Source organism: Citrobacter sp. Cpo040 (assembly GCF_030332915.1).
GTDB classification, from domain to species: domain Bacteria; phylum Pseudomonadota; class Gammaproteobacteria; order Enterobacterales; family Enterobacteriaceae; genus Citrobacter; species Citrobacter portucalensis.
Map to the genome: position 1 here is coordinate 63952 of NZ_JAOWGX010000034.1, position 15152 is coordinate 79103.

Annotated in this window: 13 protein-coding genes; 2 read left to right on the plus strand and 11 right to left on the minus strand. The window is 54.9% G+C overall.

The window, feature by feature from the left end; genetic code table 11:
* Window positions 1-142 precede the first annotated feature (142 nt).
* Complete coding sequence (gene ptsG / locus OGX86_RS05000) at window positions 143-1576, plus strand: PTS glucose transporter subunit IIBC (protein ID WP_003836725.1); 1434 nt, start codon at window positions 143-145, stop codon at window positions 1574-1576.
* A 55-nt stretch (window positions 1577-1631) separates the two neighbouring features.
* On the opposite strand, the gene OGX86_RS05005 is transcribed toward ptsG, so the two are convergent.
* The 4 genes from OGX86_RS05005 to OGX86_RS05020 all read right to left on the minus strand — a co-directional run bounded on the left by OGX86_RS05005 (window position 1632) and on the right by OGX86_RS05020 (window position 7012).
* A complete protein-coding gene (locus tag OGX86_RS05005) occupies window positions 1632-3410 on the minus strand; it encodes an aminopeptidase P family protein (RefSeq protein WP_286639455.1) in 1779 nt (592 codons plus the stop codon).
* A 15-nt stretch (window positions 3411-3425) separates the two neighbouring features.
* A complete protein-coding gene (locus tag OGX86_RS05010; protein WP_032942969.1) occupies window positions 3426-4880 on the minus strand; it encodes an AMP nucleosidase in 1455 nt (484 codons plus the stop codon).
* Window positions 4881-4998: 118 nt separating this feature from the next.
* The gene (gene shiA, locus OGX86_RS05015; RefSeq protein WP_048226947.1) at window positions 4999-6315 is read right to left on the minus strand and encodes a shikimate transporter; all 1317 of its coding nucleotides are present in this window, start codon (window positions 6313-6315) and stop codon (window positions 4999-5001) included.
* Between the two features lie 244 nt (window positions 6316-6559).
* Window positions 6560-7012 (minus strand): GNAT family N-acetyltransferase, encoded by a 453-nt coding sequence (locus OGX86_RS05020; RefSeq protein ID WP_286639457.1) that lies wholly within the window; start codon window positions 7010-7012, stop codon window positions 6560-6562.
* A 313-nt stretch (window positions 7013-7325) separates the two neighbouring features.
* On the opposite strand from OGX86_RS05020, the gene OGX86_RS05025 reads away from it, so the two are divergent.
* Complete coding sequence (locus OGX86_RS05025; RefSeq protein WP_284105818.1) at window positions 7326-7400, plus strand: hypothetical protein; 75 nt, start codon at window positions 7326-7328, stop codon at window positions 7398-7400.
* Between the two features lie 90 nt (window positions 7401-7490).
* Here the strand turns inward: OGX86_RS05025 and fecE are convergent, their stop codons facing one another.
* From fecE to fecI, 7 genes are all read right to left on the minus strand, one after another.
* Window positions 7491-8258: a Fe(3+) dicitrate ABC transporter ATP-binding protein FecE gene (gene fecE / locus OGX86_RS05030; protein WP_048226942.1), complete on the minus strand. Its 768-nt coding sequence runs from the start codon at window positions 8256-8258 to the stop codon at window positions 7491-7493.
* A complete protein-coding gene (gene fecD, locus OGX86_RS05035) occupies window positions 8259-9215 on the minus strand; it encodes a Fe(3+) dicitrate ABC transporter permease subunit FecD (protein WP_275260554.1) in 957 nt (318 codons plus the stop codon).
* Window positions 9212-10210: an iron-dicitrate ABC transporter permease FecC gene (gene fecC / locus OGX86_RS05040; RefSeq protein ID WP_048226938.1), complete on the minus strand. Its 999-nt coding sequence runs from the start codon at window positions 10208-10210 to the stop codon at window positions 9212-9214. Before fecC ends, fecD begins: the two co-directional genes overlap by 4 nt.
* Window positions 10207-11106, minus strand: coding sequence for a Fe(3+) dicitrate ABC transporter substrate-binding protein FecB (locus OGX86_RS05045; RefSeq protein ID WP_286639461.1), 900 nt, complete (start codon window positions 11104-11106; stop codon window positions 10207-10209). Before OGX86_RS05045 ends, fecC begins: the two co-directional genes overlap by 4 nt.
* Before the next feature lie 74 nt (window positions 11107-11180).
* Window positions 11181-13505 (minus strand): TonB-dependent Fe(3+) dicitrate receptor FecA, encoded by a 2325-nt coding sequence (fecA, locus tag OGX86_RS05050; protein ID WP_286639464.1) that lies wholly within the window; start codon window positions 13503-13505, stop codon window positions 11181-11183.
* Between the two features lie 86 nt (window positions 13506-13591).
* On the minus strand, window positions 13592-14545 hold the full coding sequence (gene fecR / locus OGX86_RS05055) for a ferric citrate uptake sigma factor regulator FecR (protein WP_136391725.1): 954 nt from the start codon (window positions 14543-14545) through the stop codon (window positions 13592-13594).
* Window positions 14542-15063: a ferric citrate uptake sigma factor FecI gene (fecI, locus tag OGX86_RS05060; protein ID WP_008784388.1), complete on the minus strand. Its 522-nt coding sequence runs from the start codon at window positions 15061-15063 to the stop codon at window positions 14542-14544. Before fecI ends, fecR begins: the two co-directional genes overlap by 4 nt.
* Between the last annotated feature and the right edge of the window lie 89 nt (window positions 15064-15152).

Consider the following 15152-nt stretch of genomic DNA (forward strand, 5'->3'; position numbering starts at 1 on the left):
ATTCAAGCTGCATCAAGGCGGCAAGTGAGTGAATTGCAGGAGCTTACCAGAGTAAGTGACTGGGATGAACGAGCGCAGCCCACGCTGAGGCGGTTTGAAGGATGAAGTGTATAAGCACAAATACTCAGGAGCACTCCTAATTATGTTTAAGAATGCATTTGCTAACCTGCAAAAGGTCGGTAAATCGCTGATGCTGCCGGTATCCGTACTCCCGATTGCAGGTATCCTGCTGGGTGTCGGTTCCGCTAACTTCAGCTGGCTGCCAGCCGTTGTATCGCACGTAATGGCAGAAGCAGGCGGTTCTGTTTTTGCGAACATGCCGCTGATTTTTGCTATCGGTGTTGCGTTAGGCTTCACTAATAATGACGGTGTATCTGCACTGGCATCCGTTGTTGCTTACGGCATCATGGTTAAGACCATGGCTGTTGTTGCGCCGCTGGTTCTGCATTTACCTGCTGAAGAGATCGCCGCTAAACACCTTGCTGATACGGGTGTTCTCGGGGGGATTATCTCCGGTGCGATTGCAGCGTATATGTTCAACCGTTTCTACCGTATCAAATTGCCTGAGTATCTTGGCTTCTTTGCGGGTAAGCGTTTCGTTCCTATCATTTCTGGTCTGGCTGCCATCTTCACAGGTGTGGTTCTGTCCTTCATTTGGCCGCCGATTGGTACTGCTATTCAGACGTTCTCTCAGTGGGCTGCATACCAGAACCCGGTCGTGGCGTTCGGTATCTATGGCTTCATTGAACGCTGCCTGGTACCGTTTGGTCTGCACCATATCTGGAACGTTCCATTCCAGATGCAGATCGGTGAGTACACCAACGCTGCGGGCCAGGTGTTCCACGGTGATATTCCTCGCTATATGGCGGGTGACCCGACTGCGGGCAAACTGTCCGGTGGCTTCCTGTTCAAAATGTACGGTCTGCCGGCTGCTGCTATCGCTATCTGGCACTCTGCTAAACCAGAAAACCGCGCGAAAGTGGGCGGTATCATGATCTCCGCGGCGCTGACCTCGTTCCTGACCGGTATTACCGAGCCGATCGAGTTCTCCTTCATGTTCGTGGCACCGATCCTGTACATCATCCACGCGATTCTGGCTGGTCTGGCATTCCCGATCTGTATCCTGCTGGGTATGCGCGACGGTACGTCGTTCTCCCACGGTCTGATCGACTTTATCGTTCTGTCCGGTAACAGCAGCAAGCTGTGGCTGTTCCCGATTGTCGGTATCGGTTATGCGATTGTTTACTACACCATCTTCCGTGTGCTGATCAAAGCGCTGGACCTGAAAACGCCAGGTCGTGAAGATGCTACCGAAGACAGCAAAGCAGGTGCGACCGGTGAAATGGCTCCGGCTCTGGTTGCTGCATTCGGCGGTAAAGAAAACATCACTAACCTCGATGCGTGCATCACTCGTCTGCGTGTCAGCGTGGCTGACGTTGCTAAAGTGGATCAGGCTGGCCTGAAGAAACTGGGTGCGGCAGGCGTTGTGGTAGCTGGTTCCGGTGTTCAGGCTATCTTCGGGACTAAGTCCGATAACCTGAAAACTGAAATGGATGAGTACATCCGTAACAGCTAAGCAGTAAGAAGTTGGGGAGAACTAAGGCAGCCTGCGGGCTGCCTTTTTTATTGCATTAATTAGCCTGAACGCGAATCGGTGCGGTGGCAGCGAACAGCCAGGGACGAGCCTCTGCGTTCACGCGCGGGGATAGCGTCTCTCTGACCTGCTGGTGGTAATCATCAATCCACTGTTTCTCAGCATCACTCAGCAGATGCAGTTCGACCAGATTCAAATCAATCGGTACCAGCGTCAGCGTTGAGAAACGACAGAAACCAGGACGACTGTTGATAATCTCCACTTGATTCTCAATACGGATCCCATATTGTCCGGCCAGATAATAACCCGGCTCGATGGTGATGATGTTGCCTGCGACCAGTGGCCACGGGTTTACTTTTTTGGCGATGCGATGGGGTTGCTCATGAATAAGCAACTGGTGACCCACGCCGTGTCCCGTGCCATGATCAAAATCCAGTCCCAGCTCCCACAACGCCCGGCGGCTAAAAGCATCCAGTTGATGGCCCTGAGTCCCGCTGGGAAACTGCAGCGAAATAAGCGACAAAAAGCCTTTCAACACGGCGGTGTAATGCAGGCGACGTTGCGGATCCTGTGGGCCAAATGCGAGGGTACGCGTCGTATCCGTCGTACCATTGTGGTACTGGCCACCGGAATCATTCAGATACATGGCCTGCGAGGTAATTGGCGTATTGGTCTTTTCACTGGAGTGGTAATGACACATTGCGGCATTGCTGGCAGAGGCCGAAATCGTGCTGAAACTTTGCTCGATAAATCCCGGCTGCTGCTGGCGAAATTCCAGTTGCTTGGCCTGCGCTTCCAGCTCGGTGACCGGATTGCCTGCGGCTTCGCGCAAAGGAACTTCATGGGCCAGCCAGGCAAGGAAGTTTACCCAGGCTGTGCCATCTTGTTCATGGCATTCACGATAGCCTGCCAGTTCAACGTCATTTTTGTGGGATTTCATCAGAGTGATGGGATCGGGCGCCCAAAGAACGTTGCCACCGTGTTCTTCAATGGCAAAACGCAATGCGACCGGGGCGTAGTCTTTATCGACCAGGAAACGCTTCCCATTAGCTAATTGCTGGCAGCGAGTCAGAAAATTCTCTTGCGGGGCCAGAGTAAGCGTATCCAGCAGTGATGAGGGGAGCTGTTGCGTTTTATTGCTATCCACAAACCATTCCAGCTCACCGCTGCGATGGAGCAGGGCAAACGAAAACGGCACTGGTACCATGGCCAGATCCGAACCACGCACATTCAATAACCAGGCAATGTTATCCGGCAGGGTAATTGCCAGCACGTCAGCCTGGTGTTGAGCGAGTTGTTCCACGACGCGGGCACGCTTTTGCGTGCTGCTTTCCCCGCTGATTTCAATGGGCATTTCACGAATGATGCCGCAGGGTGCTGCCGGACGGTCTAGCCATACCTGGTCAAAAGGATCTTGCTCAAGAGGCACCAGCTCGCAGTGGGTTGCCGACAGTGCTTCAAACTGACTATTGACCATCAGCATTGGTTCAAAGCCGATACGTTTACCTGCTGCAACATGAGACTGCAAATAGTCGGCCAGCGGCTCATCGTGTAAATGATGAATTTCAAAATCATCCAGCGAGACTTCATTGCGTACCTGGACCTGATAGCGTCCATCGACAAACATTAACGCGCGATCCCGAAGGACCAACGCGAGGCCAGCAGAGCCGCTAAAACCGGTCAGCCAGGCTAGTTTATTGTCATGCGGCGTACAATCTTCACTTTGATGAGCATCGGCGCGCGGAACAATCATGCCATCCAGCCCCTGCGCTATCAGCAGGTTGCGCAGGGCGGAAAGAGGAGTTGAGTTGTGCATAGTTACCTTCAGGTCTTAACGGAACGGCGGTTCGTTGAATGTACGTAATTTACGGGAGTGCAGTCGGTCGCCTTCAGCACGCAAACGATCGATAGCCCGGATACCTATTTGCAGATGCTCAGAAATGGCACCTTCATAAAAACGGTTGGCCTGCCCAGGCAGTTTGATCTCACCGTGCAGCGGCTTGTCGGAAACGCACAGCAGCGTGCCGTACGGAACGCGGAAACGGTATCCCTGGGCGGCGATGGTGGCGCTTTCCATATCGATAGCCACCGCGCGGCTGAGGTTAAAGCGTAGCGCAGAAGCGGAATAGCGTAGCTCCCAGTTGCGATCGTCAGTGGTGACGACGGTACCGGTACGCAGGCGCTGTTTAACCTCTTCGCCGGGCATACCGCTGACTTCTTTGGTGGCGTCATACAGTGCGCGCTGCACTTCCGCGATGCTCGGAATCGGGATATCCGGTGGGAGAACGGCATCCAGTACGTGGTCATCACGCAGATAAGCGTGGGCCAGAACATAGTCGCCAATCGCCTGGCTTTCACGCAGCCCGCCACAGTGACCAATCATCAACCAGACGTCAGGACGCAGTACGGCCAAATGATCGCAAATGGTTTTGGCGTTAGACGGGCCAACGCCGATATTAACCAGCGTGATCCCCTGACCGTCGGCGGTGATTAAATGCCAGGCGGGCATCTGGTGTTTCTTCCAGGCGAGATCGGAGATGGCTTCTTCAGGCGCTTCAGTTTCAGCGGTGATCCAGATCCCGCCCGCGCAAGAAAGCGCGATATACGGGCTGTCCGGGTCGAGGATCTGGCTGCAACCCCAACGCACAAACTCATCGACGTAGCGGGTGTAGTTGGTGAACAGCACAAACGGCTGAAAATGTTCAACCGGTGTTCCCGTGTAGTGGCGCAGTCGCGCCAGCGAAAAATCTACTCGTCGGGCGTCGAAGTGCGACAACGGGGAGAATTCCGCCGGATGATAGGTACCGTCGGCTGTTTCATCGCCAATCTGTGACAGCTCGGTTGTGGGGAAATGGCGCGTTAGGCCGGCACTCATCGAGCGGTCGAGCGTCAGTTCAGAACCGTCAATGACATACGGATAGGGGATTTCATGCTGCGACGGCTCAACGGAGATATGCGCATCATAATCCTGATACAGCAGCGTGAGTTGTTCTTCAAGATACGGACGAAAAAGCGACGGACGGGTAATCGTAGTGGTGTAGCAGCCCGCATGGGTAAAACGACCATAGGCGCGGGTTTTCGGGGGATTGGTGGCGCTGCCATCCCAGGTGACACACAGTGATGGGTAAACAAAAAGACCGTTATGGCGGGCGATTACGTCAGGGAGCGTCCCTGTTTCAATATACTTACCAATGGCGCTACGCAGTGCTTTAACCGACTGCTCGTACAGCGCGTCCAGTTTATCCAGTGCCTGAGCCGGGGTCAGGCTGGAGCCCTTATTGTTCATGTCTGTCTCCTTGTTCCACAGATGTACTGCTCTCCCGATAGTATGTCACAGGAATGTGAAACAAAAGTCAGACGTTGAGGAAGATTGTGCGAAGACCGGACGGCCTCCGCACCCGGGCTTAACCGTGCTGCTTATCCCGCATCAGCAATGCTGTAGTGGCGGAAATAAGACAACCCGCCATCAGATAAATGGCCACACTGTGCCAGTCTCCGCCGGAGAATGTTACCAGCGCAGCAGCAATGAAGGGGGTAAAACCGCCGCCAACCACACTTGCTACCTGATAACCAACGCCAGCGCCGCTGTAGCGGTAGCTTGCGCCAAACAAACCGGTAAACATAGGTTGCTGCACGCAGACCACCATATCGTGTGCAATGTTGGCCAACATAATCGCGAAGAACACGATCCAGAAAATGGATTGCGCTTCTAACGCCATAAAGAACGGGAATGCGCTGAGCGTCCCGACCAGTGCGCCGGTAATGTAAACGCGCCGGCGACCAAAGCGGTCGGCGAGCCAGGCAAAGCAGGGAATGGTCAGACAGCTCAGTCCACCTACCAATAAGCCGATATTCAGAAACAGTTCGCGAGGTAAGCCCAGATTCTGCGTGGAGTAATTTAGGGCAAACGCGGTGACGATATACATCGTCAGCAGTTCACACAGGCGCAGAGCGATAATTTTCAAAAAGGCACCTGGATGACGGATTAACGCCTCGACTACCGGTAGTCTCTTTTTCTCTGGTTGCGCTGCCTGCTGCTGCTGTTCGAATTCGGCTGATTCATCCATTCGGTTACGCATCCACAACGCGCCCAATACCAGCACGATGCTGAACAGGAATGGAATACGCCAGCCCCAACTCAGGAACTGCTCATCGGTGGTTTGCGAGCTAATCAGCGAGACCAGACCGGTAGAAAGCAGTAGCCCGACGCCATAACCGACTTGAACACCGCTGCTGTAGAAGGCTTTTTTATTTTTCGGCGCGCTTTCGACCGAGAGCAACGCCGCGCCGCCCCATTCACCGCCAACGGCGAATCCCTGAATAGCACGCAGCGTCACCAGCAGAACGGGAGCCCACCAGCCAATGGTGTCAAAGGAAGGAATAATCCCTATCAGTGCAGTGGCGATCCCCATCATCCAGACGGTGAGCATCAGCATACGTTTACGCCCCAGGCGATCGCCGAAGTGGCCGAAGATCACCCCGCCTAACGGGCGGAACAAAAATCCGACGCCAAAGGTAGCAAATGCGGCAAGTGTCCCCATTGCCGGGCTGACTTGCGGGAAGAACTCGCGGTTAAAGACCAGTGCGGCAGTGATGCCGTAAAGCAGAAAATCATACCAGTCGACCACGGCACCCGCGAAGCTACCAAGCGCAGCGCGTCGGGCGCGGTTAAGTGAAGAGGCGTCCTGTTGGGGACCCGTGGAGGTGAGGGAGGAATCCATAGTTATCCTGTCTGTACTGTTTTTTAGTTATTAGTATTTGAGTTGGGTTACACACATTGCAGTCGCAATATTAACGACCGTTATGAGATTACCGCGACAGACGGGAAGTGAAAACGATTATCTCCCTCATCTGAGGGCAACATGAAAAATAAGATGAATGAGAAATCTGAACCTGGTGGAATCGTGGCCTGTCAGGAGTGTTCTGATTTCAGGTGGAGCATTAGGAGCGCTGTATTTGGGGAAGTTATAAACCCACTTTCATAATGGTATACGGAGATTCGGTGAAACCACATCGCTCATAAGCACGAATCGCACGCCCGTTATCTCCGTGGACATATAAGCGAAGCTCCAGTGCCTTTTCTGATTTAGCTTCTTTTGTAAGATGTTTGATGAGCTTATCAGCTAATCCCATCCCACGATGCTCCGGGGCGATATAAAAGCTTTGGATCCACCAGTAGTCATTTCCATGAAAATCACTCCATTCTTTTACGACAGAGGTATTGGCGATCACTGTTGCTGAAGAATCTTCCATGACCCAATATTTTGAACGTGGGTTTTCACAAAACGCCGACGAAACGCCACGCTCCACAGCAACAAGGTCAATCACTGACCCCTCAGATTCTTGTGCTTCCTGAGTGGTGAATTCAATGATTTTATTGATATCGTCAGGCGTAGCTGGTCGAATAAAGTAGTTCATAAGTCTGGCTCTCATTAGCGTTGCGGCTATACGAATCGCGCAATACCCTACATCAAATCTTGTTCAATGTCCGCTCCTGGCACACTGCGGACGTTGGTATGAAGCAACCCAGCGCCCGTTAATATTAAGCGGAAAGATGAATTAACGTGTCTCCCCCGTTTCGTCATCCTCTTCGCATTTTACTTAATCTTGCCTCTGTTGCTGTGCATACAGCGACGTGTTATCACTCGGTAAACTGCATTTCACGGGTTGCTATGGTGCAGAGAGTAATCCCTGAACACCGTTGTCTGCGGTTTATGAACCGATGATTAATATGGTTTTGACTGGTCCTAAACGCATGATGGTTGATGACAGAACGCTGCAATATGATCCAGCTCAGAACCGTTGAAATGTTACCTGGGCAGAGTGAAGTCATCGCAGCGTGAGTGATATGACAGGCGACCTGTTGAGGCCATGGTACCATTACAGACTGTATCATCTACCTCACTACACACATTGGCCTGCCAGATACTGGTTCGGGGTGTATCTCCGTATCCACGCTGAATATGGTTCTCAGCAATCCAGGGTTCATCACCTCTTCTGGTGTGCCTTGCGCCATAACATGTCCGTTCGCCATTACCACCAGATGGTCGCAGTACCGGCTGGCTTGATTAAGGTCGTGCAGCACGGCGACCACCGTTTTCCCCTGAGCCCGGAGTTCGCCCATCAGCCGCATCAGTTCCACCTGGTGATTGATATCGAGATAGGTGGTTGGCTCATCGAGTAGTACAACGGGCGTATCCTGCGCCAGGACCATCGCCAGAAATGCGCGCTGTCGCTGACCGCCAGAAAGATCGGTTAACCGTCGGTCGGCAAGATGTTGGATCTGCGTCTGGCTCATAGCATCATGGACTCGCGTATTGTCTTCAACGGAGAGACGTCCCCAGAGTGACAACCACGGGTTGCGACCGTACGAAACAAGCTCCTGGACGGTGATCCCCTCGGGAGTTAAATGGTGCTGGGGCAGCAGCGCCAGCCTGCGGGCTAGCTGGCGTGATGAGAGCGTATTGATGGCTCTATCGCCGAGAAATACGCCGCCGGACTGCGGTGTTAACAGTCGTGAAAAACAGTTTAACAACGTTGACTTCCCGCAGCCGTTAGGGCCGAGCAGGGCGGTTGTCTTCCCCGCTGGTAGGGCGAGTGAAACGCCATCAAGCACCTTGTTTGTACCGTAACAGACCGTCAGATTTTCAGTTCGTAATGTCATTTATCGCATTCTCACAAGCAGCCAGACAAACCATGGTGCACCGATAATGGCGGTCAGCACGCCAGCCGGAAGTTCCAGAGGAGGATGAATAATTCGCGCCAGCAGGTCGGCAACCACCAGCAGCAACGCACCTGTCATGGCTGAAACGGGCAGCAGCCAGCGATGACGTCCACCGGTAATGCTGCGCACCATATGCGGCACCACAAGACCAATAAAGCTAATTGGGCCGCAGACGGCCACGCCGGTCGATGTCATGGCGACGGCCAGTAGTAAAGCCTGGAGCCGAATACGCGGCACCGACACACCGAGCGTGGTGGCGCGCGCATCGCCCAATGCCAGGAGGTCGAGATCGCGGCAAAAACGCAGACTCAGCGGCAGAAACAAAATCAGCAGTGGGGCGGCTATTTTCACAAAGCTCCAGTCACGGCCCCATAAGCTGCCGGTCAGCCACAGCAGGGCGCTGTTCACATCCTGCGGGTGCGAAAGCATCAGATAATCCGTCAGGCTGGCCCAGCAGGCAGAGAGCGCAACACCCGTGAGCGCAAGCTTCATCGGCTGGCTGGTGTTCGCCAGTATTCTCAGCAGGATCAGGCCCGCCATGCCACCGGCAAAGGCCAGCAGCGGCAGAGTAATCACCGGTAGTGACGGTAAAAGAAGCAGTGCGCCTACAGAGGCAAGACTGGCGGCATGGTTTACGCCGAGGATATCCGGTGATGCCAGAGGGTTACGCACGATCCCTTGCACCAGCGCGCCTGCCACCGCGAGGGCTGCACCGACAAGCAGCGCCAGCAGCAGTCGCGGCAGGCGGTACGCCGTTAATACGTAATGATATTCACGCCCGGTCTGCCAGTCGCTCAGCAGAGCACGCCAGGGAACGGCGATCACCCCCATTTGTAGTGACAAAGCCGAAAGTCCTGCCAGCGCGAGGGCGATGAAAATGACGAACGCAATTTTCATCCACGCCTCCTGACCAGCCAGACAAAACAGGGTGCACCAATCAGCGCCACTACTGCCCCCGCGGGCAATTCGCCAGGGAAGGCCAGCGCTCGGGCCAGAACATCAGCCAGCAGCAGCAGCGTGGCGCCCATAAGCATGCTCATCGGCAGGACCTTGCGCTGATCGAATCCCACCCAGAAGCGAGCCAGATGCGGCATCAGCAGGCCGATAAAGGCTACCGGGCCCGCCACGCTAACGCAGGCGCCCACCAAAATGAGCACCAGAAGATTGAGCGCCAGGCGCAGCCGGGTCAAATTCACCCCCAGCGTTTGCGCAGTGCTGTCGCTCACGTTAAGCAAGTTCAGTTGATTAGCCAGCAGCAATACCACCGGTACAGCAACCACTACCATTGGGAAAAGCTGCCAGAACTCCTGCCAACGTGCGTGGGATACGCCTCCCGCAAGCCAGTAAAAAATGCCGTAGGCGTGATCTTCCGTCAGCAGCAGAGTGATGCGGGTAAGGGCCATGCAGAAAGCCGAGAACGCGATGCCCGCGAGGATCAATTTGTTTCTGTCCTGGGTGTGGCGAAATCCACCACCTGCGGTCATCACCATCAGCCAGCTTACGCCGCCACCGCAGGCGGCGATAAAGGCGATGGAGTAACCCGTAACGGGCGCAGGGCTGATAGCGCTGGTAAGCGCCATCGCCAGCGCTGCGCCACTGTTAATACCGAGTAGTGAAGGGGAGGCCATTGCATTATGCGTCAGGGTCTGCAGCAGCGTTCCTGCCAGAGCCAGGCTTGCGCCGATCAAAATGGCGACCAGGCTTCTCGGCAAACGAAGGTTTTGCACCAGCGCTTGTGGAAGCGTCGGCGTATGGCCTGGCAGCAGGGCGTGAATGGCATCAACGCCAGAAACAGGAATGGCCGAGTAGCAAAACAGACTCAGCCAGAAGATAGCGATAAGCGCGACAAGGGGAAGCCCCCACTGTAGCGCTGGATGTTTGAAAATTGTCATTTCACATCGGATAAAGGCTGGCGGTGAAAGATTTTTACCGTGTCGCTGGCAATGCGTTCGGCTGCGAAAATGCCGCGCATCCGCGCCCAGGCGTTACTGTCGACCGACGCCGTCTGCTGTTTTTGCGCCGCAGTTAACATCTGCCACAGCGGGTCTTGTTGCCAGCGTTTCACGATGCTCTCTTCACGATAGTGCGCGACCAGCAGCCATGCCGGATTGAGCGCCAGTAGCTGTTCCAGACCGATGGACGGCATAGACGAACCCGCCATAGCCGCAGGCACCGTCAGCCCCAGAGAGGTCAGGACGCCCCCGGTCCAGGTCTCCTGAGTATGCAGGTTGAACTGCTGCTCCCGGGACGTACCAAACACCACCATCGTGTCTTTTGGCAGTTGGCTGGCCCACGCAGACATCTGTTGTTGGTGCTGCGCCAGACGTGACTGCATCTGTGCCTTTTTACCCACGATTGCACCGATGATGGCCGCAGATTGCAGATTTTCAGCGTAAGTTTCATTGCGGGACTTGAGCAGCAGCACAGGTGCGATTTGCTGTAAGGCGCTGTAAATACCCGCATGGCGGCTGCTGTCGGCAATGATCAGATCCGGTTTCAGCGCGCTGATGGCTTCTAAACTCGGCTGCGCGCGCGTGCCAACGGACTGCCACGGCTTCAGATGCGCACGAACCTCTGGAAGAATGCGCGTGGCATCGTTATCGTCGGCAATGCCGACCGGACTGACATCGACGGCGGCCAGTGCGTCCGCAAACGACAGTTCCAGCACCACTATCCGTTGTGGCGTTTTATCAAGCGTAAAGGTGCCATGTTCGTCATGAACCGTGGCGGCAAAAGCATGGCCGGTGAACAGCAGAGCGGCGAATAGCGTACGTAATAGTGTGAACATGTAAATTGCCTGCGTCGGGTGGCGTTTCGTTTGCCCGACCTACAAAAGCATCATGCAGGCCGGTCAACCGGGATTTAGAACTTCAACGAACCCTGCATATACAGCGTGCGCGGCTGGCCTGCGTAGATGCCTTTGTTGTTGTCGTCGTAAGAGCGGGTGAAATACTCTTGGTCGAAGATATTTTTCACGCCAAACGCCAGGTTCAGGTCTGCCATCTGCGGACCAAAGTCATAGGCCATGCGTGCGCCCCAGAGCATAAAGCCAGGGATGCGACCGGTACTGCCGTCAGCGCTCTCTTTAACGGTGTTGGTGTTGTCCGCAAACTGGCTGGACTGGAAATCGCTGTTCAGGTTGAAGGTCCAGCTACCCGGCTTATAGTCCACGCCCAACGTGCCTTTGTGTTTTGGTGAGAAGGGCACCTGATTGCCGTAGGTATCGCCTTTCTCGCGGATCTCAGCGTTCACATACGCATAGCTTGCGTAGACTGAAACGTTGTCGAGCGTTGGCGTCAATGTGCCGAGATCATAGCGAGTCTGAGTTTCCAGTCCGGTATGGCGCGTTTTACCGCGTGCGGTAACGGTGTCGTTGGTTTGGTTGGAGTCGTACTGATTATTAAAGTTAATCAGGAATAGCCCCATTTCCGCCGTCAGCGCGCCATCGTCGTACCGGGTTCCGAGCTCCCAGGTTCGCGCTTTTTCCGGTTCCACATTGCCGCTTTGCACAGCCTTGCCAATTTGGCTGTACTGTACGGTGCCGAATGAGCCTTCAGTGTTTGCATAAAGATTCCAGCTATCAGTCAGGTGATAAAGTACGTTTAGCGCCGGAAGTGGGGCGTTGTAGCTTACTTCCTCATGTGTGCCTTTGATGGCGTTGTTCTGGTATGACTCGATATGTTCAAAGCGCATACCCGGTGTGATAGTCCAGTTGCCAATGTCTATTTTGTCATCCAGATACCAGGCGTGCGCTTCGGTGCCGGAACGAGTGTCGCGATCGTAAGGGCTGGCGCTGGACGGCAGTTGTCCACTGCTGGTGGCCGTGTAGTAACGCATTTCATGCGTCGACTCGCTCACATAGCGGTATCCCACGCCCACTTCGTGCGCGGAAGGACCCACCATAAAGCTCTGACTGTAGCGTGGTTCAATGCCGCGTACCCAGTAGTTACGCGGTGAAAGGGTGAGGCGTTTTCCCTGTTCCAGGTAGCCGCTGCGCAGGGTTTCCGTGTAGAAGCCCTGAATATTGAATTTATGCTGGCTGTCCGGCTGGAACTGATAGCCGAGGCTTGCCAGCTTGCGGCGCCCCCAGAAGCGATCGTAAGGGCGCGTGGATTGCCAGCGGTCGGCGTCGTAATCCGCGCGAGACAGGCCGCCGGGCATGTCGGCTTCACCGTCGTAGTATTGCAACAGACTGTTGAAGGTATGCACTTCGTTTGGCGCATATTTGCTTTTCAGCATCAGGTCGTCGATGCGGGTCGCGCTGTGTTCGCGCCAGTCGCTTCCACGTGTACCGGAGTAAAGCAGGGCGGTACCAAAACCGTTATCCGCCGTGCCGCCCACCATCAGGTTGTGCGTTTCTTTTGGGTTATTTTGTGAAGATGTTGGGCTGAGCTGGCCTTCCACGCCGGCTTCGATGCCGAAGTCTTGCGGAATAGCGCGGGTAACAAAGTTCACCACACCGCCCACGCTCTGTGGCCCGTAACGCACCGCGCCACCGCCGCGAACCACGTCGATGGCGTCCATATTTCCGAGTGAGACGGGCGCCAGTGAAAGCTGCGGCTGGCCGTAAGGGGCAAACGGCACGGGAATACCGTCCATCAGCACCGTTGAACGGCTGGCCAGGCGCGGATTCAGGCCGCGAATACCAAAGTTCATTGCCAGATCGTGGCTACCGGTGCCGTTGTTTTCTGGGGCGGTAACGCCAGGAATGCGGTTCAGTACCTCGCGCATGGATGTTGCGCCGGTTTTGGCGAAATCCTCGCGGCGGATAACGTCACGTGCGCCAGCATGTTCGAAAACGTCGTTTTCGCGCGCATCCCCCAGCCAGTCGCCCACCACGGTCAGGGCATCTTCTTGCGGTGTTGGTGCGGGCTCCAGCGTCCAGCTATTATTACCCAGCGATTTCACCTGCAGGCCGCTACCGTTCAGCAGGTGTTGCAGGTCGGTTTCGACGTCGTAGTCACCGTGAAGACCGTTACTCTGTTTGCCGCGCGTCAGGCTGGCGTCAACCGACAGGGTAATTCCGCTGAGCGCGGCATACTGATTAAGGGCTTTGTCGAGCGAACCCGGTGCAATATCAACCTGCGCTGCGAAGGCGGATAACGACAGCCCGGCCAGCGGCAGCAGGCTCAGGCGAACGGCGTTAACCAAAGGTGTTGTTTTGCGAAAAACGCATAAAGGCGTCATACCTTCTCCATCATCATTTTTGTTGTGTTCATCTATGAGTCGAATGAGAAGGGGAAAAAGGACAATCGAAATGAGAATTATTTTTCTTACAATGCAGAAATATTTACCCAGTATCGCGTAACTGACTGAATTTTCACTGGAAGAGTCTTGGCAATAACATCCAGGATTGCATCAGTATTTTTCAGCGGGAAAGTGCCACTCAGGCGTAATCCGGCCACAGCCGGATCGCAGCGCAGCACGCCGTTGCGATAACGGCTCAGCGTGGCAATCACTTCACCCAAAGGTTTATCGCTGAAGCTCAGAATGCCCTGCGTCCAAGTGGCGCTTTCATCATCCGCTGAGGCTATTGCACCAAATTCAGACGCGCTAAACTGCAGGCTCTCGCCAGCGCTGACGATGCGTTTTTCCTGCGGACGATTTGCCAGTAAGACTTCTACAGCATGTTGTTGAACGACAACGCGTGTGACGTTGTCCTGCTGGTAGACGGTAAATTCTGTGCCTAATGCGGTGAGCTGGCCCTGGCGGGTCACAACGCGGAAAGGTCTCTGCTGCGCGTCTTTTGCGGTGGTAATAGCAATTTCGCCGTACCAGAGATGGACAGCGCGTTGACGCGTATCAAAACGAACATCCGCGGCGCTTTGTGTGTTGAGCGTCAGCAGAGAACCATCTTCCAGCCGCTGATGGCTCACCGCGCCTTTGGCGGTGCGGTAATCCGCGCGCAGACCTTCACCGGCTTCAGACTGCCAGAGCTGCCAGCCGCCGCCCACGCCGAGCAGCAGCAGTAGCCCTTTCATGACATGACGACGGGTAAGGCGCGTATCGTGCAGCGCCCGGCTGGCAACATCGCCCGGTACGCGGCTGAGCTGGCTGCGCAGGTTTTCAACCTGTTGCCAGGCCCACTGATGATCTTTGTCCTCATCGTACCATTGTTGCCAGCGCGCTTCTTGCCGTGGGCTGACACGCTCGCCGCTCAATACAGCATACCAGTGCGATGCCGAGCGCAATGCCTGGCGGCGAGAATCGGTGATAGAAGCATTCACAGGCCGTGCTCCAGACGAAACAGCAGACAATGTTCGATAGCCTTTGCCATATACTTTTTCACCGAGCTGACGGAGATACCGAGCTTCAGCGCGATCTCGCTGTATGTCAGACCATCCAGTTGCGAAAGCAGAAACGCTTCTCGTGTTTTCCCGTTCAGCCCGTCAAGCATGCTGTCGATGAGTTGCAGGGTTTCGAGCTGGCTCTCGCGTTCCTCGGGGGAAGGCGCGAGCGCCTCCGGCATAAGCGCCAGCATCTCCAGATAGGCTTTTTCCAGCGCGTTTCGGCGAAACAGGTCGACCATCACCCGTTTGGCGAGAGTGCACAGAAAGGAGCGCGGATCGCGGATCGTCGAGAGCGAGTCGCTGCCCATTACCCGTAGAAAAGTGTCCTGGGCAATGTCATCTGCATCAAAGGCGGACTGGAGTTTGCGCGTCAGCCAACTTTTCAGCCAGCCGTGATGTGCGCCATAAAGCGACTCGAGCGTAAAGGAAGCAGTGGTAGTGGCGTGGTCAGACATGCGGAATGTATCAAAAGTTAATTATCACGCGATTATAGTAATATGAGAATGGTTATCATTACAATTGGAAATATAATTGTATTACGTTG

What these genes read in the sequence shown, in the direction of transcription:
- fecC (WP_048226938.1), bottom strand. Translation starts at nt 10,210, where the DNA reads ATGACAATTTTCAAACATCCAGCGCTACAGTGGGGGCTTCCCCTTGTC.
- fecI (WP_008784388.1), bottom strand. Translation starts at nt 15,063, where the DNA reads ATGTCTGACCACGCCACTACCACTGCTTCCTTTACGCTCGAGTCGCTT.
- fecE (WP_048226942.1), bottom strand. Translation starts at nt 8,258, where the DNA reads ATGACATTACGAACTGAAAATCTGACGGTCTGTTACGGTACAAACAAG.
- OGX86_RS05010 (WP_032942969.1), bottom strand. Translation starts at nt 4,880, where the DNA reads ATGAACAATAAGGGCTCCAGCCTGACCCCGGCTCAGGCACTGGATAAA.
- fecA (WP_286639464.1), bottom strand. Translation starts at nt 13,505, where the DNA reads ATGACGCCTTTATGCGTTTTTCGCAAAACAACACCTTTGGTTAACGCC.
- OGX86_RS05045 (WP_286639461.1), bottom strand. Translation starts at nt 11,106, where the DNA reads ATGTTCACACTATTACGTACGCTATTCGCCGCTCTGCTGTTCACCGGC.
- shiA (WP_048226947.1), bottom strand. Translation starts at nt 6,315, where the DNA reads ATGGATTCCTCCCTCACCTCCACGGGTCCCCAACAGGACGCCTCTTCA.
- fecD (WP_275260554.1), bottom strand. Translation starts at nt 9,215, where the DNA reads ATGAAAATTGCGTTCGTCATTTTCATCGCCCTCGCGCTGGCAGGACTT.
- OGX86_RS05005 (WP_286639455.1), bottom strand. Translation starts at nt 3,410, where the DNA reads ATGCACAACTCAACTCCTCTTTCCGCCCTGCGCAACCTGCTGATAGCG.
- OGX86_RS05020 (WP_286639457.1), bottom strand. Translation starts at nt 7,012, where the DNA reads ATGAACTACTTTATTCGACCAGCTACGCCTGACGATATCAATAAAATC.
- ptsG (WP_003836725.1), top strand. Translation starts at nt 143, where the DNA reads ATGTTTAAGAATGCATTTGCTAACCTGCAAAAGGTCGGTAAATCGCTG.